This window comes from Cypionkella sp. (genome assembly GCF_034376685.1).
In the GTDB taxonomy this organism is placed as follows: Bacteria; Pseudomonadota; Alphaproteobacteria; order Rhodobacterales; family Rhodobacteraceae; genus Cypionkella.
This window is the reverse complement of the sequence record NZ_JAXMJJ010000045.1, coordinates 1-19,784: the sequence shown is the minus strand read 5'-3', so window position 1 is coordinate 19,784 and position 19,784 is coordinate 1. Positions and strand designations below refer to the sequence as shown.

11 protein-coding genes and 3 pseudogenes are annotated in these 19,784 nt (G+C 58.2%); 6 read left to right on the top strand and 8 right to left on the bottom strand.

What is annotated here, in order from left to right:
• Positions 1 to 56: 56 nt before the first annotated feature.
• The 4 genes from U1A24_RS09930 (at position 57) to U1A24_RS09915 (ending at position 6,333) form a co-directional block, all read left to right on the top strand.
• Entirely contained in the window at positions 57 to 872 is an 816-nt protein-coding gene (locus U1A24_RS09930) for a hypothetical protein (protein ID WP_322321818.1), read from the top strand.
• A complete protein-coding gene (locus U1A24_RS09925) occupies positions 775 to 2,292 on the top strand; it encodes a DNA polymerase Y family protein (RefSeq protein WP_322321817.1) in 1,518 nt (505 codons plus the stop codon). Before U1A24_RS09930 ends, U1A24_RS09925 begins: the two co-directional genes overlap by 98 nt.
• Positions 2,292 to 5,576 (top strand): error-prone DNA polymerase, encoded by a 3,285-nt coding sequence (locus U1A24_RS09920; RefSeq protein WP_322321816.1) that lies wholly within the window; start codon positions 2,292 to 2,294, stop codon positions 5,574 to 5,576. The genes U1A24_RS09925 and U1A24_RS09920 overlap by 1 nt, the downstream gene beginning before the upstream one ends.
• 157 nt (positions 5,577 to 5,733) lie before the next feature.
• Entirely contained in the window at positions 5,734 to 6,333 is a 600-nt protein-coding gene (locus U1A24_RS09915; RefSeq protein WP_322321815.1) for a 2'-5' RNA ligase family protein, read from the top strand.
• Between the two features lie 191 nt (positions 6,334 to 6,524).
• On the opposite strand, the gene U1A24_RS09910 is transcribed toward U1A24_RS09915, so the two are convergent.
• A complete protein-coding gene (locus tag U1A24_RS09910; RefSeq protein ID WP_322321814.1) occupies positions 6,525 to 6,818 on the bottom strand; it encodes a hypothetical protein in 294 nt (97 codons plus the stop codon).
• Between the two features lie 1,478 nt (positions 6,819 to 8,296).
• Here U1A24_RS09910 and U1A24_RS09905 point away from each other — a divergent pair.
• Positions 8,297 to 12,937: a hypothetical protein gene (locus U1A24_RS09905; protein ID WP_322321813.1), complete on the top strand. Its 4,641-nt coding sequence runs from the start codon at positions 8,297 to 8,299 to the stop codon at positions 12,935 to 12,937.
• Between the two features lie 343 nt (positions 12,938 to 13,280).
• On the opposite strand, the pseudogene istB reads toward U1A24_RS09905, so the two are convergent.
• The 3 genes and pseudogenes from istB to U1A24_RS09890 all read right to left on the bottom strand — a co-directional run bounded on the left by istB (position 13,281) and on the right by U1A24_RS09890 (position 15,823).
• Positions 13,281 to 14,086, bottom strand: a pseudogene (gene istB, locus U1A24_RS09900) (IS21-like element helper ATPase IstB).
• A pseudogene (locus tag U1A24_RS09895) lies at positions 14,019 to 14,817 on the bottom strand (Mu transposase domain-containing protein); the annotation flags it as partial. The pseudogenes U1A24_RS09895 and istB, both read right to left, overlap by 68 nt.
• Positions 14,818 to 15,052: 235 nt before the next feature.
• Positions 15,053 to 15,823 (bottom strand): IS110 family transposase, encoded by a 771-nt coding sequence (locus tag U1A24_RS09890; protein WP_322321812.1) that lies wholly within the window; start codon positions 15,821 to 15,823, stop codon positions 15,053 to 15,055.
• 99 nt (positions 15,824 to 15,922) lie between these two features.
• Between U1A24_RS09890 and U1A24_RS09885 the strand changes: the two are divergent.
• Positions 15,923 to 16,051: pseudogene (locus U1A24_RS09885) on the top strand (IS110 family transposase); the annotation flags it as partial.
• A 613-nt stretch (positions 16,052 to 16,664) separates the two neighbouring features.
• On the opposite strand, the gene U1A24_RS09880 reads toward U1A24_RS09885, so the two are convergent.
• The 4 genes from U1A24_RS09880 to U1A24_RS09865 form a co-directional block, all read right to left on the bottom strand.
• Complete coding sequence (locus U1A24_RS09880) at positions 16,665 to 17,459, bottom strand: 3-hydroxybutyrate dehydrogenase (protein WP_322321811.1); 795 nt, start codon at positions 17,457 to 17,459, stop codon at positions 16,665 to 16,667.
• A gap of 24 nt (positions 17,460 to 17,483) precedes the next feature.
• On the bottom strand, positions 17,484 to 18,230 hold the full coding sequence (locus U1A24_RS09875; RefSeq protein WP_322321810.1) for an acetoacetate decarboxylase: 747 nt from the start codon (positions 18,228 to 18,230) through the stop codon (positions 17,484 to 17,486).
• Positions 18,217 to 19,392 (bottom strand): DUF3734 domain-containing protein, encoded by a 1,176-nt coding sequence (locus U1A24_RS09870; protein ID WP_322321809.1) that lies wholly within the window; start codon positions 19,390 to 19,392, stop codon positions 18,217 to 18,219. The genes U1A24_RS09875 and U1A24_RS09870 overlap by 14 nt, the downstream gene beginning before the upstream one ends.
• On the bottom strand, positions 19,392 to 19,784 hold a 393-nt coding region (locus U1A24_RS09865; RefSeq protein WP_416173482.1), incomplete at its 5' end, for an endonuclease/exonuclease/phosphatase family protein. The genes U1A24_RS09865 and U1A24_RS09870, both read right to left, overlap by 1 nt.

Genomic DNA, 19,784 nt, shown 5'->3' with positions numbered 1-19,784 from the left:
TAACCAGCTTCATTTCGACTGCCGCTGTAATTGGGCCCGATGCGAAGCAACGCATCTTGTGGAAGTTAAACTTCTGGCACTACTGCAAGAATATAATCAAACCTTCCGTCTTGATCAAAAGGGAGCAAGAGGCTACCAATGATAGAACAAAAGATGAACATTTGAGTCGGGAACTTCTGTGTTACATGTCTCAGATATCCACACTTTCAAAGGCAAAGCACCAGACAGATTCGAACGGCAAGATAGGCATGTCGGCGGTAGCGCTGTCCGAGGTCTTTGCCAAAACGGCCGCGGATGCCGGTGCGGTAGGGTTTGTCCTGTCGCAGCTTACCAAAGGGCCTGGCCCTATTTTGTGGATTCAGGACAGGTTGTCGCGTCAGGAAACCGGGCGGCCGCATTTGCCGGGGCTTGGCGCAGGGCGATCATTTCTGCTGCTGGAGGTCGCGCGGCCTGCCGATGTGCTGATCGCAGCAGAAGAAGGCTTACGCTGCAAGGCGCTTATCACCGTGGTCGCCGAGATCTGGGGCGATTCACCGGTGTTAAATTTCACCGCAACGAAACGGCTGGTGCTGCGGGCCGAGGTCTCAGGCGTGCCCTGCTGGTTGATCCGACATGGCGGAACAGACGATCTCAGCGCCGCGCGGGATCGTTGGCGGATCACTTCGCTGCCTTCGGCGCCCAACCCCGACGATACAAAGGCACCCGGCGATCCGCGCTGGCGGTTGGAACTGTTTCGTTCTCGCGACAAGCCACCCGGCATATGGGTAGCACGCTATGATAGAGCGGCGGATCGTGTCGATCTTTCTGCCCCAGTTCCCAATAGAGCGCTGGCAGAGACAAGTAGCGCAGCAGGGCAACGCGCCGTCCGATGATCTGCCGCAGGTTCTCGCGATCGATGGGCCGCATGGGCCGATCATCCACGCCTGCAACCGCGCTGCACGTCTGTTGGGGGTATCCGAGGGCACGCGGGTTGTAGACATGCGTGCGCTTTGCCCATCTCTGCGTGTGAACCCAGCCGATCTGCAAGGCGACCACGCCGCTCTGACACATCTTGCTCTCTGGGCACGGCGTTGGTGCCCTTGGACAGCGGCAGATGGGCATGGCCTGATCTTGGACACCACCGGGTCGGACCATTTGTGGGGCGGTGAGGCCCTTATGCTGGAAGAGATCGAAGCGCGCCTGTCGCTGCTGGGATTTTCCGTGCGTCTGGCTCTGGCATCAACATGGGGGGCGGCATGGGCCTTGGCACGATTCGGGCCGGTCAGGGCAATCTCTCGCGGCCCTGCCGATCTGGCACCACTGCCAATGGCAGCCCTGCGGTTGGGAGAGGAGACGGTTCTCCTGCTGCACCGGCTGGGTTTAAAGACCGTGGGTGATCTGGCCGCTGTGCCGCGCCTTGCCCTGATGCGGCGATTTGCGCGGGCGGCCTTGATCGGCAACCCACTGCTGCGCCTGGACCAGATGACAGGCCATCTGGCCGAACCGCTGAGTCCGTCTGACGCGCCACCCGTATTTCACGCCGATGTGCGACTTGCCGAGCCGATCTTCGATCCGTCGCATCATCTGCCACACCTGTGTGAAGATCTCTGTGCTCGGCTGGACCATGCAGGCCGGGGCGCGCGACACCTGCGGCTGAGTGTCTACCGCACCGATGGCGAAGTAAGCCGGATTGATGTTTCGATGGCGGCGCCCAGCCGTGAGGCTGCGCACCTCGTCTTCCTGTTCCGCGACCGGTTGGAGCGGATCATCCCCGGCTTTGGCTTTGACCTGATCTCACTTGAGGCACCGACAACCGAAGCCCTTGGCGGGGCGCAGACCAATCTGGCAGGCGGCATAGATGAGATGCTTGAGCTTTCGCATCTGGTGGATCGGCTGGTGATGCGCTTTGGGGCGCCCGCACTCTCACGCCCACTGACCCGTGCCAGCCATATCCCCGAACGTGCCGAAGCGCGCGCGGAACCTCTGGCCGCCATACCCGATGCACCGATGCCATTGACCGAGCGGCCCTTGCGTTTGCTGGAGCGCGCCGAGGAAGTCCGCGTACTTTACGCCGTGCCCGAAGGGCCGCCCGCCCAATTTATCTGGCGGCGCGTGACTTGCCGCACCGTCCGTTATGCCGGGCCAGAGCGGATCGCGCCAGAATGGTGGCAGGACAAGCCCGGCACACGGTTGCGGGATTACTTCAAGGTCGAGGATGATAACGGGCGGCGGTATTGGTTGTACCGCGAAGGTTTACATGGCGACGGTCGCGGTGGCGATCCGCGTTGGTTCCTGCACGGGATATTCTCCTGATGCCACAGATCGACAATGTTCGCCCCCGCCGCAGCCTGATTGGAAGCTTTGCGCCCAACGCCCGTGCACCTTATGTCGAATTGGGCATCACCAGCCCGTTTTCCTTTTTACGAGGCGCTTCGGATGCGTCCGATCTGGTGCTAAGCGCCCATGCACAGGGCTACGATGCTCTGGGGATTGCTGATCTGAACACGATGGCCGGTGTGGTGCGGATACATGCCGAAGCTCTGAAGGCCAGTATGCGCCCGGTAATCGGTTGCCGCTTACGCCTGATCTCAGGCGAGGAGTTTCTGGCCTATCCGCGTGATCGGGCGGCATACGGGCGAGTGTGCGCCCTATTGTCCAAAGGCAAGATGAACGATCCGCAAGGTGCATGGCAGGCCAAAGGGGTCTGCGACATCACACTGGATGATCTCGCAGCCCATGCAGAGGGTGTGCAACTGATCGTTCTGCCAAGTGGTAATGTAGCGTACCGGTTGGCACAGCTTGTCCGCCACTTGCCCAGCTTGCGCCATTTTGCTGTCAGCTATCTCTATCGCGGCGACGACCGGGCACGGATCAACAGGCTGGACCGCTTGGCCCGCGCACATGGCCTTGGGATTCTCGCCACCAATGACGTGCAATATCACGCTGCTGACCGCCGCCCGCTGCACGACATAATGACCTGCATCCGCGAGAAGACCACAATCAACCAAGCTGGTTTTCTGCTGAACCCGAATGCCGAGCGATATCTGAAATCCCCCGCCGAGATGTGCCGTCTGTTTGCTGAATGGCCCCATGCGATCACCGCCACCCGCAAGGTGGCTGATGCCTGCACTTTTGATCTGCGCCAGTTGCGATACGAATACCCGCAAGAAGACCTGCCTCCCGGCGCCACCCCACAAAGCCAACTGGAAAAGCTCGCATGGGCGGGGGCCGCACATCGCTATCCGGCTGGAGTGCCCGCGAAAGTCGATCAGACGATCCGGCATGAGTTGAAGATCATTTGCATCAAGGACATCCAGCAGTATTTTCTAACCATTCACGAAATTGTCCTGTTCGCACGTGGTCAAGGCATCTTGTGCCAAGGGCGCGGATCCGCCGCCAATTCCGCGGTCTGCTATGTACTTGGCATCACCTCTGTCGATCCGGCTGAACAGGAACTCTTGTTCGAACGCTTCATCAGCCTTGATCGGGACGAGCCACCCGACATCGACGTGGATTTCGAGCATGAGCGGCGGGAAGAGGTGATCAAGCATATCTATGACAAGTATGGTCGTCACCACGCGGGCCTGTGCGCCACGGTGATCCACTATCGTCCGCGCTCTGCAATCCGCGAGGTTGGCAAGGCCATGGGCCTTTCCGAAGACGTGACCGCAGCACTAGCCAAGACAGTCTGGGGAAGTCATGGCACCGACATGGGACAGCAGAATGTCGACGAGGTTGGACTTGACCTAACCGATCCACTGCTGTCGCGCACACTCAAACTGGCTGAGCAGATAATCGGCATGCCGCGTCATCTGTCGCAGCATGTGGGTGGCTTCATCCTAACCAACGGACCGCTGACCGAAACCGTACCGATCGGCAATGGCGCCATGCCTGACCGCAGCTTCATCGAATGGGACAAGGACGATATCGACGAACTTGGTATCCTCAAGGTCGATGTATTGGCACTTGGAATGCTGACTTGCATCCGCAAATGCTTTGACATGCTGCGCGCCCATTACGGGATTGACCATGACCTTGCTTCGATCCCGCAAGACGATGTGGCGGTTTATGACATGCTTTGCACGGGCGATTCTGTAGGCGTCTTCCAGGTGGAGAGCCGGGCGCAGATGAACATGCTGCCCCGCCTGCGCCCACGCACATTCTACGATCTGGTGATTGAGGTCGCCATCGTCCGGCCCGGCCCGATTCAAGGGGACATGGTGCATCCTTATCTGCGTCGCCGCAGCGGGAAGGAGAAGGTGGAATACCCCACGCCCGCGCCGCCCCATGATCCAGACGAACTGCGCAATATTCTTAAGCGCACGCTGGGTGTTCCGATCTTTCAAGAACAGGCGATGAAGATTGCGATGGAAGCGGCGCAGTTTTCCTCACAGGAGGCCAACGAACTGCGCCGCGCCATGGCAACTTTCCGCTCCCGCGGGACCATTGGCAAGCTGGAGGAGCTGATGGTTGGCCGTATGATCGAACGCGGTTACGATCCCGATTTTTCTAAACGGTGTTTCAACCAGATCAAGGGCTTCGGTGACTACGGTTTTCCAGAAAGCCATGCGGCCAGCTTTGCATTGCTGGTCTATGTCTCAAGCTGGCTGAAATGCCATTATCCGGCGGCTTTTGCCTGCGCACTGCTGAATTCGCAACCAATGGGCTTTTACGCCCCTGCCCAGATTGTCCGCGATGCGCGCGATCATGGGGTAGAGGTACGCGGGGTAGATGTGAATTTCAGCGGCTGGCGTAATCTGCTGGAACCCTCGGGCACTGGATGGGCGCTTCGCCTTGGTCTGGGACAAGTCGATGGCATGTCCCATGTGGCGGCAGAGCGGTTGATGACCGCGCGCGATGCGCCGTTCGCCGATTTGGAGGCCATCAAACTTCAGGCTCAACTGAACGTGGCCACGATCCGTAAGCTGGCGGCAGCAGATGCCTTTCGTTCGATGGGACTCGACCGGCGGGCTGCCCTGTGGGAAGCTCGGGCCCTGAAGGACGCTCCTGATCTGCCCCTGTTTTCCGAAATCCGGGATGAAGGGTTCGAGCCCCTCATCACCCTTCCCACAATGCCACTTCGCGAGCATGTGGTGACCGATTATCAGACCCTGCGCCTGTCGCTGAAGGCGCATCCGATGTCCTTCTTACGGGCCAGCATGGTGCGACAAGGCTATCGCGCCGCCGTCGATCTGGCGACGCTGCGCAACGGCCAGCGCCTGCGTCTCGCTGGTCTGGTGCTGGTCCGCCAGCGCCCCGGTAGTGCCAAGGGCGTCTGCTTCATCACACTGGAGGATGAAACCGGAGTGGTCAATCTTGTCGTCTGGCCGAAGGTCATGGCCGCCTTTCGCAAAGCGATCATGACCGCGAGGCTGCTGCAGGTGACGGGCCGGGTGCAACGTGATCCTGCCTCGGGCGTTACCCATATCGTGGTTGAACAGTTGAACGATCGCAGCGATGCCCTACTGCATCTGTCCGGCAGCCCTTTCGCCCCACCACTGTCGCGCGCGGATGAGGTGGCACATCCCATCCCCGCCCCAACCCTCGGTCATCCCCGCAACGCCAAGGTGATCCCGAATTCACGAGACTTTCACTAACCCAAAGCGGACGGCCTGCTGGCCACCCGTCTCTCTGCACCGACTACACTATCAGAAATCGCGCGAAGGATTGGTCATCGCATCTTATCAAAACCAAAGTTGTTCTTCTTTTGTTTCCCCTGTATGATATCCAGAATCATTCGGATAAGGTGACGCAATGGCAGATCACCAGACATCAACGAAATCGGATCCCGTTGGCAGGGCGGTCCATGTGCTATTCTTTGCGTCTGTACCGCCAGACGAGATCAAAAACCAGATTGCGGAGGTCTGGCGTTCAGCGGGGACTGGGGAACGTTTTCGTCACGACACGCTTCATATGTCCATTCAGGCAGTCGCAGGTATCGATGAACTGGACCCGACTGTAGTTGAGCGGGCCCGATTAGTCCCTCCTGCTCTGCGCACAGCCCCGTTCGAGCTATACTTTGACCGGCTGATGACGTTCAATGGCAAACCCCGCAACCGCGCGCTTGTCCTTGGCACCGACGGCCGGAACAACCAAGCCAACAACATGGCAATCGAGTTGCATCACGCGCTCCGTGCAGTCGGCCTTGCGCCACCCTCACGGCAGAAAGTTGTTCCACATCTGACACTTGCCTATGGCCTTGGCTTCTCTGAAACGCGGTATCTCGCCGAACCGATCCGTTGGACAGTCCGCGATATCACGCTGATTGACAGCCTTCAGGGACAGAGCCGTCATATGGCGCTAGGAAACTGGCCATTGAAGGAAGGCAGACAACACCCCAGCTTTGACTTTTGATCGACCTGTATGCGATGTTTTCGTCCGAACCAGTCTCGCAAGCGATCACGCTGAAGTTCGCCTTGTCAAAATTGCGTTTTTATAGATATTTATCTTAAGATGCGTATCCTAGATCGCCTCATCAGTTCGAAACAGACCACTAATTACCGTCGCGCGATTGTGTTTATTGTCAATCGGCCCTTTAATCGCGATTACTGGTCAAGCTTGGTTTTGAGTCCGTGCCGCGGTCTTGGCCTCCTGTTGATATGCGGGTCGGATGCCTCAACGTGCGCAAAGTAGTCCTTCGAGGCCGCCGCCGATTGAACGGGGTCACCGCGACCACCGTCACGGCGGGAAATAACAGGTCTGGCTTCAGTCCTGCAATCTTGTGGCTCAGTATTGTGTAGGGCCATTTCTTTCCCCAATTCGAACACCGGGCGGTCAACCCAGATGTAATATGGAATGACCACTAGTTTTTGCGCCTCGGCGACCTTTGCCTTCTTCATGCCGTTGCGTTTGGCCAGCCGTCGTCCCCAAGCCTTTCGTTCGCACACCACCGTTGGGTTCTGTGAATGAGGACGCTGGTGACCACGAACAGGTAAGTTCTCTAAGGCCGATCTCCCCAGCGGGCGACATTGCCGATTGTGTCCACTTCCCCGGATTGCTTGCACCTCGGGTGAGGCCTAGATTGGCTCCAACAGTGGAGGACTTCGGAAGCCGAAAGCGCCGTCGATTGGATGCCAGAAGGTCACGGGGATCGCCATGCCGATGCCCCGCAAGGTCATAAATCGACGGATCGCCTCCTCCTCCTTGGCCAAATGGCGACTCTGCCGGTCGAGCCAGCCCAACTCTCCGCAAACATGGGCATGGGCGGAAAGCAGTGGCTGCAAGACAGGCCATAACAGATGATCCTCACCGATCAGCTCAATGAGGGGCCACCATGATAGAGATTGTGACGCTTGGCCGAGATCTGGCGAAGAATGTGTTTCAGGTCCATTGCATTGATCGCCTGCTCTCTGATCTAGGCGCAACCCTGACCCAGCGGCCCGTTGGGTGCGTAGGTGTGAGGCAACCTACCTTACCATGCAAGCCGCCCCGAAGGCGCTAATCGCTAATCCTTGACAGGCGATTTCAACTTGGCGTCGCCACACGACCCCGAGCCGGTGAGCTTCGATGTTCTGCTACACATCATCGCGCCCGATATCTTCCCGATGATCTGGTCCATGCCGAGCGCTCAGTTCTGGCGCAGTTGGAGGCGGCGGGCTGGGCCGATCCGGGTCATCGGCTTGCCCAGGTCATAGCGCCCCGGTGACGATTGCGGCATTTACCGGCACCGAGTGCACCACGATACGCTGCGATTATGCGATGGTGAGTACTGCGTTGGCTATGACAGCTAAAAGCTATGGTGACGCCCGCAGCCAGATCCCAGCATGGAAGGAGACCACAACCAACATAGACTACATTCTGCCTTAAGCTTCATTTCGCTGGTGATTTTGAAATAAAAATGAGGCTGGAAAGCTCACCACACAGGGCAAGAAATCGACGTCCGCGCCCGCCACAAAATCGGAGCTCAGATCACATGAAGCGTAAGTTTATGACATAAGTTGACATCTTTTTGCCCGAATTGTGTTGAGCCGCCCCCTTGCGCGATCCAGCGATTCGCACTTTTAGGCGAATATTCCTGACAAGTCCTGACAGCAATTAAACCATAGGTAAAATATTTTAAAACACTTTCAACCTTAAGGATGCTTGAAATTTGAGAATCTTCCCTATCGAAGCCATGAAAACCTTAATTATTCGTTAACGCGCCGCAAAAGGCCGGATTGTAGTTTACAGACATAAACGCGAACAATTAACGTCTAGGTCAAATTGTAGGCACTTGGGTTAAAGTATCTCCATCGCCGACAATCCAGCAATCCGTGCGAGCATAATTTTCGGTTCTTTCCGAAGGAATATGCATTTTATTTTAATGGAGCAATAACAAATGGCGACTTTCACTGTCGATACATCTGCGGATGCTGATGGCGTAAACTTTCACACGATCCAGGACGCGATCAATGCCAGTGTGCCCGGAACGGTGATCGTCGTCGCCGACGGCACTTACAACGAAAACCTGACGATCGCGGTCAGCGGCATTACTCTTCTTTCCGAGAATGGCCGTGGCGCAGTGACGATCAACGGCAGCGCAGGCACGCTCGGGACGATCGTGGTCGCGGACGGCGTGACGGGCGTGACGATTGGAGACACCGGACAAGGCTTTATAATCAATGGCTTCGACGGACCTACGCCGGGAATTGAGACGGCAGCGGTCTATCTGCAGGGCAACATGTCCGACATCACGATCCGCGATAATGAAATTGTGGCCAAAGGCGATGCCGGCCTGCAAACGGAATATGGCAGGACCGTTACGAACATCGTTGTGGACGGAAACACCTTTTCTGGCCAGACGTTTACCGGCACTCCCGGCATTGGCGACCAATTCACCGTGGATAATGTCCCGCGCCAGCTTGTCGTGATTGGCGATAACGGGCCTTCGTTGACCACGAATATTACATTTACCAACAATGAAATTACCGGAACAGCAGGCGGTATCACATCGGGTGGTCTGGTCTCGGGCAATACTTTGGTCACAATTGACGCCGCCAATTCCATCATTACTGGCAATGATTTCAGTGGCTTCACCAATCGCTTTGCCACCCAATTGCGGGTGCGCGAGGAAGGCACGATCATTTCCAACAACATTTACAGCAGTGAAGCGGGTGGCAATCTTGGTCTGTTCACGCAATTCGGTTCAGGTGAGACGGCCGGCCCGATGGTGAACAACAGCTATGACTATGGCGACGGCGACGATGTGATCGTTGCGGTGGCAGGAGATGATGCGGTTGATGGTGGCGCAGGGATCGACACTTATGTCATGTCTAATGCCGGTGCGGCGGGGTCGCTGGTGGATCTGAACGCCGGCCTGTCATTTTCCACTGCTACAGGCATCGATTCACTCAGCAATATTGAAAATGTCAGTGGATCGGCCGGGGCAGATGGCCTTTATGGCAACGAAGCTTCAAACGTATTCTTCGCCACCGCAGGGGCCGATGTTATTGATGGACGCGGCGGATCGGACACATTCTCTGCCGCACAGGCCACGGGCAACATTACTGCCAACCTGACAACCGGTTCGGTCAGCGGTGCGCATGTAGCCGCTTTGACCTCGGTCGAGAATATCGTCACCGGCAGTGGAAGCGACAGCATCACCCTTTCCAGCGCCAACAATTCAGTTGACGCGGGTGCTGGCAGTGACACCATCATCATCAATTCGACGGACGGAGCAGGAACCGACAGCATTGATGGCGGTGAGGGCACGGACGTTGTGTCGTTCAACGAAGCGCGTGATGCTTACACGGTGGCGTGGGATGGTGCCACAGCAACTGTAACGCATACGGCCAGCGGCGATGTTACCACGATCACCGACGTAGGACAGTTGGCGTTCTCCGACAGCGACGTGTTCTTGGTCGACGACAGTTCTACCGAGTTTTCGACGATCCAGTCGGCGGTCGATGCTGCATCCAGCGGTGATGAAATCTTGGTGAGTGCTGGCACCTACACCGAGCAGGTCACGGTCGACGGCAAGGACGATTTGACCATCACCGGTCTCGGTGGCGTCACCGTCATGGCCCCCGCCGATGTGGTGGAAACCGCCCTTTCCAGCAGTGGCCGCGAAACACATGCGGTGATCACCGTCTTGAATGGTGAGAACGTGACCATCGCAGGAATGACCGTCGATGGCGATGGTCGTGGCACTACCGTTGACGAAGGCATGGGTGCAGGTCAGGCGCAGTATGTCGGCGTGTTCTTTCGCAACGCATCGGGCGGCCTAGAGAATGTTGACATCACCGGTGTCCGCGACCCCTATGCGGGCGGAACCACGGTAGACGGCTATCCAATCGTCAGCGGGGTTCAGCGCGGAGTGGGTTTGCAGGTAGATAACGACACCATGCTTGCTTTCTTCATGCATGGTGGGTCGATCAGCGACTTCCAGAAAAATGCAACAGTGTTCAGCCGCGCTGATCTGGATGTCGATGGTGTCACCATAACCGGTGGCGGCGCGCAGACGATCATTGCGCAAAATGGTATTCAGGTACTGAACTCAACAGGAACCATCGCCAACAACATCGTGACGGCAATTGGGTATACTGGCTCTTCCGTTGCATATTCTGGCATGATCCTTGCATATGGCAACGCTGATCTGAACATCGTCGGCAACACCCTGACTGGCACCAACGGCGTTACTGCGGCGAGCATGGTGGGTGGGATTTTCATCCTCGACTTTGGCACAGCCAACAGCGGTGGGTCGATCACTGGCAACATCATCAGCAAAGTCGATTTTGGCATTGATGTTTCGGGCAATGTGACCCCTGGCGGCATTACGATCAGTGCCAACACAGTCACTGATCTTGACTTGAGCGATCTGTATGCAGCGGGGGTCAGCTTTATGCCCAACCCTGTGCTGACGACACCTTATTCAGTCGAGGGAACGCAGGCCAACGATTTTCTGTCAGGCGGCGCAGGGAACGATTCCTTGTCAGGGCTAGGCGGCAATGACGAGATCATCGGCGGCGCCGGGACGGATACGCTCAATGCTGGCGACGGGGATGACAAGATCGTCTACGGTGACGAATCCGAATTGACTGCGACGGAATCCGTTGATGGCGGGGCAGGCAATGACACCATACTTTACGGCGATGCCAACGGCGGCACACTGACGCTGACGGCAAACGTGATGCGGGTCGAAACGGTGGAAATTAGCAATGCAAGCGCGCTAAACAATGTGGTGATGAACATCGACGCCAGTGCAATTGGCAACGGTGCAACCATCACTGGCAACGCGGCTGCCAACACGCTTACCGGCACGGCCTTCGCTGACGCGATCCATGGCTATGATGGTCATGATGCACTCAACGGTGGGGCGGGCGACGATGCGCTCAGCGGTGGCGGTGGCAATGATACGCTGCAAGGCGGTGCCAACAACGACACACTGATTGGCGGGGCTGGCGCGGATATTCTTAACGGTGGTTCGGGCATCGATACCGTCAGCTACGAAACTTCATCTGCCGGAGTTTCGATCAACCTGATCCTCGGGACTGCTTCTGGTGGAGATGCTGCGGGCGACACTTTGGCGCTGATCGAAAACCTGACTGGGTCTGCTCAAAGTGACAGCCTGACTGGTGACAACATTGGCAACACTCTGGACGGCGGAGCGGGCAACGACGCGCTGGTGGGCATGGGCGGCGCCGACGCGCTGTTTGGTGGCGACGGCGACGACACGCTGAACGGCGGGGTAGGTGTGGACGAAATGACAGGCGGGGCCGGCAACGATTTGTATTATGTCGACGTCGCCAGCGACAAGGTGTTTGAGGTTGCGGGCGGTGGCACGGCAGATCGCGTTTTGGCAAAGGTCAGCTTCACCCTGGCAGCCAGCGCCGAAATCGAAACGCTGGGAACGTTCTCGCAAGCAGGCACAAATGCGATAAACCTGACGGGGAACGACTTTGCCCAGACAATCATCGGCAACGCTGGCGTTAACGTGCTGAGCGGGCTTGGCGGTGACGACTGGCTGCGGGGTCTTGCAGGCAGCGACACCCTCTTGGGTGGCGAGGGCAACGATACGCTTGACGGTGGTATCGGTGACGACAGCATGACCGGGGGCGCGGGCAACGACTTGTACCTTGTCGATGCCGCCAATGACGTTGTGGTCGAGACAGCAGGTGGTGGTACTGAAGATAAGGTTCAAGCCAATGTCAGCTATGTGCTGGCGGCGGGGGCTGACATCGAAATACTGACGACATTGTTGCAGGCGGGATCAGCCGCGATCAATCTGACAGGCAACAATCTTGCCCAAACGATTACAGGAAACGCTGGCGCAAACGTGCTCAGCGGACTCGGCGGCAATGATCTGCTGGAGGGTCTTGCCGGCAACGATACTCTCTTGGGTGGGAACGGCATCGACACACTGGACGGTGGCACTGGGGCGGACGAAATGACCGGTGGCGCAGGCAATGACACCTATCTGGTCGACAACGCCGCCGACATGGTGATCGAGACTGCGGGCGGTGGCGGGTTGGATCGGGTTCTGGCTAAGACCAGCTATGTGTTGACGGCTGGCAGTGAAGTCGAAGCTCTTGGCACCACCTTCACTGGCGGGCTGGCTGACATCAACCTGACCGGCAATGAGATGGCTCAGCGGGTGACGGGCAACGCCGGAGCCAACGTGCTGAATGGCTTGGGCGGCAATGACATCCTGACGGGTAACGCCGGAGCCGATAGCTTTGTGTTCAGCAGCACCTTGGGCGCGGGCAATGTCGATACCATCACTGATTTCTCGGTAAACGATGACACTATACTAATGGCGGCTTCAGTGTTCAGCGACCTAGCAATCGGCGTGCTGTCGGCAGATGCCTTTGCGGCAAACGCGACTGGTGATGCGAGTGACGCTTTGCAACGGATCATTTACGAAACCAACACTGGCAATGTCTGGTTTGATGCAGATGGTTTGGGCGGTGTTGACCGCGTGCTGTTTGCCACGCTCACCCCTGAATTGGCACTGACGAATGCCGATTTCCTCGTGTTCTAAAACGCTTACGCCGTATCTTGAGCCGACCAGCACTCTTGTGATGGTCGGCTCAAAGCTAGCCGTCACATCCCCAGATTTCCAAAACCCAGAATGACAGCCAGCGTTGAGAGCAATAGCAGCCAGTTCGATGATTGAGCACCTGTCGCAACGGACGCGACGCGCTTTAAGAAGATCGGTTGCGGTCTGATTTTTCTTATCATTCAGAGCAAGATGAAGGTGCCTGTCAATCGGCACGCAAAGCTGACCCCCTATCGGCGCGCAATATTGCCCACTTGATTGGCGGAGATCAGGGCCTGAGCCGACCGAACTGATCATGTTGTGCAGGCGGGTCAGGCCCTGATCGTCAGGCGCGGTTTTTGAAACGCCAAGGCTCGTTGCCGGTCTCAATGATCTCGTAATGGGGGGTCAGGCGGTCCAGCAGCGCAGTTGTTATCTTGGCTTCCATTGCCCGGCAGGCGTTTGCAGGCAAACGCCGAGAGGGGCTGAAGACGGCCGGCCACTTGCCGAAGGCGAGGTTGGTGGTGACGATGATCGAGGTGCGTTCGTAGAGTCGGCTGATAAGGTGGAAGAGCAGCTGGCCGCCGGATTGGGCGAAGGGCAAATATCCCAGTTCATCCGTCGGCCGGCAGTGGTTTGCCCGCAAACCACGAGAGGGGAGTATGACGAAGTCGAGGCGGGTGAGGTAATCGGCCATGCGCCCCTGTTTGCCGCCGCGGGTCTCAGTCTCCAGCCGGTTCACCAGATCGACGACATTGAAGAAGCGACCGCGTGTTCCGGTGCGGATGAGGGCGCGGGCAATGGCGATGGCGAGGTGGGTTTTGCCGGTGCCGGTCCCGCAGATCAGGACCACGTTGCGCTGATCGGCGACGAAGTTGCCGGAAGCCAGTTCGCGGAGCAGTCCCTCATTCACGGGCGTGCCGGCGAAGTCGAATTCCTCGATATCCTTGGCCAGAGGCAGCTTGGCGATGGTCATCTGGTAACGGATCGATCGCGCCTGCTTCTCAGCAATCTCTGACTGCAGCAGGTCGCTACGATGCGGGGCGGCTCATGCTGGCGCTTGATGCCGCTGGCCATGACCTCGTCATAGGCGCTGCGCATTCCGTAGAGCTTCAGCGTCCCCATCAGGTCGAGGATTTGGGTGCGTTCCATGTTGACTAGTCCTCCTGAGGCTGTCGTATCGCGCGCAGTCCATTGGCCGATAGGCGATTGCCTCCAATCGCCGTAAGGCGGCCACGGGTTCGTGGGTCAGGCGCAGGGTTGCGGGGGTGAGAAGCAGGACTGCAGGTGCCGGGTCGCGGCTGCGGGCGAGGATGCTGATCACGATCGGTGCCGAATAGACGCCTTGGTCGAGCGCTTCTCGGCAAGCAGCTTCGACCGCCTGCAGGCCATCGTCGGGAACGCAGCTGGGGATCTGAACCATCTGTCGGTCTCCATCGCCGCGCCCCTTGAGCTTGCGTCGGACCGCCGCCATTGCCGGGGGCAGCACCCAGTCTTTGAACGGGGCTCCATTACGTAGAGCACCAGGTTTGCGCGCCAGAACAGGCACATAGTGCCATGGATCATAGACAGTCTGGCCGCGGCGAAAGGCGCGCGCATGTTCGCCAACGATGATCCCGTCCTGGCGAATGACGATCCGCTCCGCATAGGCATGCACCTCTACGGAGCGGCCGACTGCGGTGGCGAGAACGGAACACTTGTTGTTGTCGAAGCGCATGGTGCAGGTCTTCGACATACGAGACCTTGTTCGCCATTGGTTCGAGAACAATGGTCGAGTGAGCTGGGACGCTGTGGAAGCCATCGAAGTGCCCGGCATAGGGCACGAGGTGCTGGCGTTCCTCTTCGAACACCTCCCAGATGGTCCGATCCGTCTGCTCGGGATGGCGACCCGTTTGTCGTCGAATCGGTCAAGTCAGTTTCCGGGTCTTTTTGTCGCGGTGCAACCGTGCGTTGTCGTCTTCGAGGTCATGAGTTCAAATCTGCCTCACAATGGCGCCATGCTTGAAAGTCTCTCGATGTGATTCACGCTGTCAGCGCTCGTCTGGGGGCGTGCAGCAAAGCGGGTCTCGAGATCACTTTGGCCAGACCCGGAACGGCCTGGCGTTCTTTGACCTCTGTTTAAGTGGACAAGCTCCTGCTCTCAAACATTGAGTTGGTCTTCCACATCGTCAGAAGGGTGACCGCCAGCTTGCGTGCCAGTGCCACGCGTGCATTCCAGCTTCCGGATCGGGAGCTCAGACGCAAATCCCATTGTTTCAATGCAATTGTGGGTGACGCTCGATACAAGATCACTGTCGCTGCTTCGAACAAAAGCTTGCCGGTCAATCGATCTTCTGTCTTCGAGATGCGCCCGCCGGTGTCGACTTCGCCCGACTGGTATTGCTTCGGGGTCAGCCCAAGGTATGCGCCTACGTCACAGGCTGATCGAAACCGCGCAGGGTCGTCCACAGCCGTCACAAAGGCGATCGCCGTCAGACTGCCGACACCGGGGGCGCTTGAGACAATCCGGCAGGCCCCATCTTCCCGACCGAAGCGGGCAAGTTGCCGATCAAACGCCCGGCGCTGATCCTTGAGGCCGGATAATACCGACAACAAGCTTTTGAACAGATCGCGCAAAACAATGTCATCTGGCAATATACGGCGAACCGACGCCTCAAAGGCCTGCCCTTTTCCAGCCGACAACGTCAAGCCGAAGGTCTTGGCCAAGCCCCTGATCTGATTGATCATGGTCGTGCACATTCGGACGATGCGCGCTCGTGCCGTGAGGACGGCCCGCATGCGATACCGGTCAAAGGACTTGATCGCCACCGGCTCATACCAGCCACTGTGAACCAGACGTGCGAGGCCGAAAGCATCGTTGCGATCCGTTTTGTTGGCTTGCAGCTTCAAGGCCCCGCCGCACGCCGGGCATGAATGCAGGCGACCACTATCCCGTGCTTCCGCAGAGCATGCCAAAGCCAAACAGCCTGGGGACCGGTCTCCATGCCCAGCCGATGGATCAATGCGTTGCGTGAGCGGCGCGGTGTCAACCGAACGATCGTCGCGGTAGCCAACAAGAACGCACGCATTATCTGGGCGATGCTGCGAAAAAACATGGAATTCCAGCCCGGAGCCTGAGGCTGGGATGAGGATCGCAAGGAGATCCAAGACATATGACCGACCGGCAAGATCCGGTGTGTGAGGAACCTGAATTCTATAATAGCCCGCTGACGCCGACCACTTGTCGAGGCTCACCACGCGGAACTCCCATTTGGGCGCACCGATATCCGGTGACGCGGGATAGATGTTTGCAACCCGGGAAAACGGTCGGATCAGTTCGAAGAAGACCTTGCAACGGGAGAGACGTCCATAGATGTAGACGGTTGCATCGCTGACGCCGTGCTTGCGGCACAACTCGGCAACCAGCATGCCGCCTGACACAGGATCGCTAGGATCTGCGCCTCTGTGTATCTGCTTGTCTTCATTCAGAATCTCCTCATGCATCTTGCAGAGAAAATTCTACTTATGCAGTCCCTTACTTGCGGGGTGATTAACATTAGACACCGCCACCATTGCGACTGAACGATAGTATTGGCGATGCCACAGCGCGGAAGACAGTTCTCGGAACTGTAATTCCTTAGTTCCGCAAAAGAGTGATCCGCTCTGAACTGCTTCAGATCGATAGAGCCGAATGTAGATGTATTCGACAGCATAGGGCCCAAACGTTAACGATCTGTCCCACGCAATCCGGTCACTCCATGAACCAGCCGTGGCTGACGATCATGGATTGGCCGGTCAGGGCGTTGGTGGGGAAAGCGGCGAACACATGCGCGATCTCGGCCACATCATCGACCGTGGTAAACTCTTTGTCGACGGTGCCACCCAGCATGATCTTGGTGACTACATCTGCCTCGGAGATGCCCAAGGTCTTGGCCTGTTCGGGGATTTGCTTCTCGACCAACGGGGTTTTCACAAAGCCGGGGCAAATCACGTTGGCGCGCACACCGTGTTCTGCGCCTTCTTTGGCGATCACGCGGGCCAGACCGAGCAACCCGTGCTTGGCGGTGACATAGGCCGATTTCAGCGGGGAGGCTTCTTTGGAATGCACCGAGCCCATGAAGATGATCGAACCGGACCCGGCCTTATACATATGCGGCAGGCAAGCCTTTGAGGTCAGAAACGCGCCATCGAGATGGATCGACAGCAGCTTTTTCCAATCGTCGAACGGGAATTCCTCCAGCTTGTGCACGATCTGGATACCGGCGTTCGACACCAGCACATCAATGCGGCCCCAATGGTCAATGACCTGTTGCACGCCCGCGTTGACCGCGGCCTCATCCGTGACGTTCATCGCGACGCCGATCGCGACGCCGGGGCTTTTTGCGGTCAATTCAGCGGCGGTGGCTTGGGCAGCATCCAGCCGCAGGTCAGCGATGACGACTTTCGCGCCGTCGGCGATGTAGCGTTCAGCGATCGCCTTGCCGATGCCGCTGGCAGACCCGGTGACGATACAGACTTTTCCGTTGAGACTCATGGGGAAGGACATGGGAGGCTCCTGTGGTGAGAAGGGTTATTTGGTGGGGGCGAGGTAGTCATGCACGACGCGACCCAAACCAAGGGTGAGATCGGTGAGTATGTGGGTGGCGGACAGCACCTCACGCACCGGCAGTTGCGTCAGCGGTGCCATTGCGTGATCGTGCAACTCAAGGCCAGCGGGGCCTTCCCATGCGCCTTTCACGGTGATGTCCTCCAGCGCGTACTCCACCAGTTCGCAAATGCGTGGCGTGCAATCGACATGGGGAATGATCTTCAGAAGGAAGGTCGGAGCCTTTAGGCTTTCCAGCACCATGGCGGTGTCGATGGCGCGGTGCTTGTAGCCCATCGTCGCCGATGCAACCTGCACAGAGCCGACATCCAGCGTGCCTACCAGGGTGTCTTTCTCAACGCGCAGCCGGGGTTCTGCCAGCTTCTTGGGAAACCCCCAAATCTCACGCCCGCCTGCAATCGGGCTGTCGTCGTTGAGAAACATCGCATGGACATAGCTGCCCTTTCGGCCATTGAATTCGACCGGAATCACCTGACCGGTTTCCGTATAATCGCCAAAGCCGGTACTGTCGGGCATACGGATGAACTCATATTTTACGATGGGGTCGATGACTTGCAACGGTTCCGGCACCACGTCGCGCAGGGCTTCCATATCGGTGCGATAAGTTATGATGAAAAACTCGCGGTTGACAAAGCGGTAGGGGCCCTTGGGGTATGAGGGGCTGGTCAGCGGCATGGCGAAGGCATTTCGGGTGACATCAGCGATGTTCATGGCTTTCGTCCTTGGGTTGGCGATTTGACAGATCGAACACCTGCACATGCGCGTCAGATCGGCGGCGGTTGCGCCAATCCGCATGGGTGACCGTATGTTCGGCATCAGCTTTTCCTGCAGCCCAATGATCCAGCATCGAACTGCGTGAGAATTCGTAATCCTTCGAGCCGCCTTCATATTTTGTTGGGCGGTAAATCAGATGCGCAATGGTGATGCGAGGATCGGTATTGCCCGTGAGCAAAGCCTGCGCATCGGGATCTGATTTCATCTCGGGCGGCAGTTTGTCATACAGGCGGCGCGCGGCTGCACTCATGTCATGCAGGCGGCGCATCATGTCGGTGTTGAAGCGGGTGCGGCTGGAGAAGCGGATTTCTTTCTCCCGCGTCTCGCTTTGCCAGACCGAGTTTGGCAGCGCGCCGCGCGCATTGAACAGATCCACCTGAAACACGCAGAGGTCGGCTGCCGATTTCTGCTCGTCCATCACATATTGCAGTGGCGTGTTGGAAACGAGACCGCCATCCCAATAATGTGCCCCGTCGATCTGGATAGCCGGAAAGCCCGGCGGCAACGCGCCCGAGGCCATGATATGTTCGGGGCCGATGCGGTGGGTGGTGGTGTCGAACCATGTCATATTGCCGGTTTCGACATTTACCGCGCCAAGGCTGAGCCGCAGATCGCCATTGTTCAGCAGATCAAAATCCACCAACCGCTCTAGCGTGGCGCGCAAGGCTGAGGTGTCATAATAGCTGCTGGCCCCGACGCTGCCCGGCGGCATCAGCGCAGCTGGTGGGATGCGCAACTCGAAAAAGCCGGGCACGCCAGTGATTGTGGTGGCAGAGGCGCTGAACTGGTTCAGGAAGGCCCGCGCCCAGATGCCATCCAGCACCGTGGCGGGTAGGGATCGGGCGCTGGCCTGTTCCCAGAATTCGCGCAGCCGTTTGGTGCGGTTTTCCGGCGTGTTTCCGGCGATGATCGCGGCATTGATTGCGCCGATGGAGATGCCTGCTACCCAAGAGATATGGCGGGCCTGCTTGGCCAGCCCTTCATAAGCACCGGCCTGATAGGCTCCGAGAGCACCGCCCCCTTGCAGCACAAGGGTGATACATTCCTCGGAACGGGGCTGGGTTGAATTGGGGGCGGATTGGGTGGGGATCCGGGCCATCACGAGGTTCCTTTCAGAATCAGATCGGCAACAAGCGGCAAATGGTCCGAGGCACTTCTTGCCTCGGGCGTCAGAACGGCTGCAATCGCGCGCAGGCTGAAGTCATCGGTCAGTGCGATGCGGTCCAGAGCGGCCATGGGCCTGCGGGCGTGAAATGTCGGCGGACTGTGCAGCACGCGAAAGTCCGGCCCAAGCCCGGCCAGATGCTTCAGCCGCGACCATTCGTTGAAATCGCCTGCCACAAGCCGAGCGGAGATTTGCGTCGGGCTGGCGAAGGCGCGCAGCGCCGCCAACTGGCGGCGGCGCGAGGCGCGGATCAGGCCCAGATGCGTGCCGACCACCCGCAGTTCGCGTCCGCGCACGCAGAGATCGGCCATCTCGGCGCGGCGCGG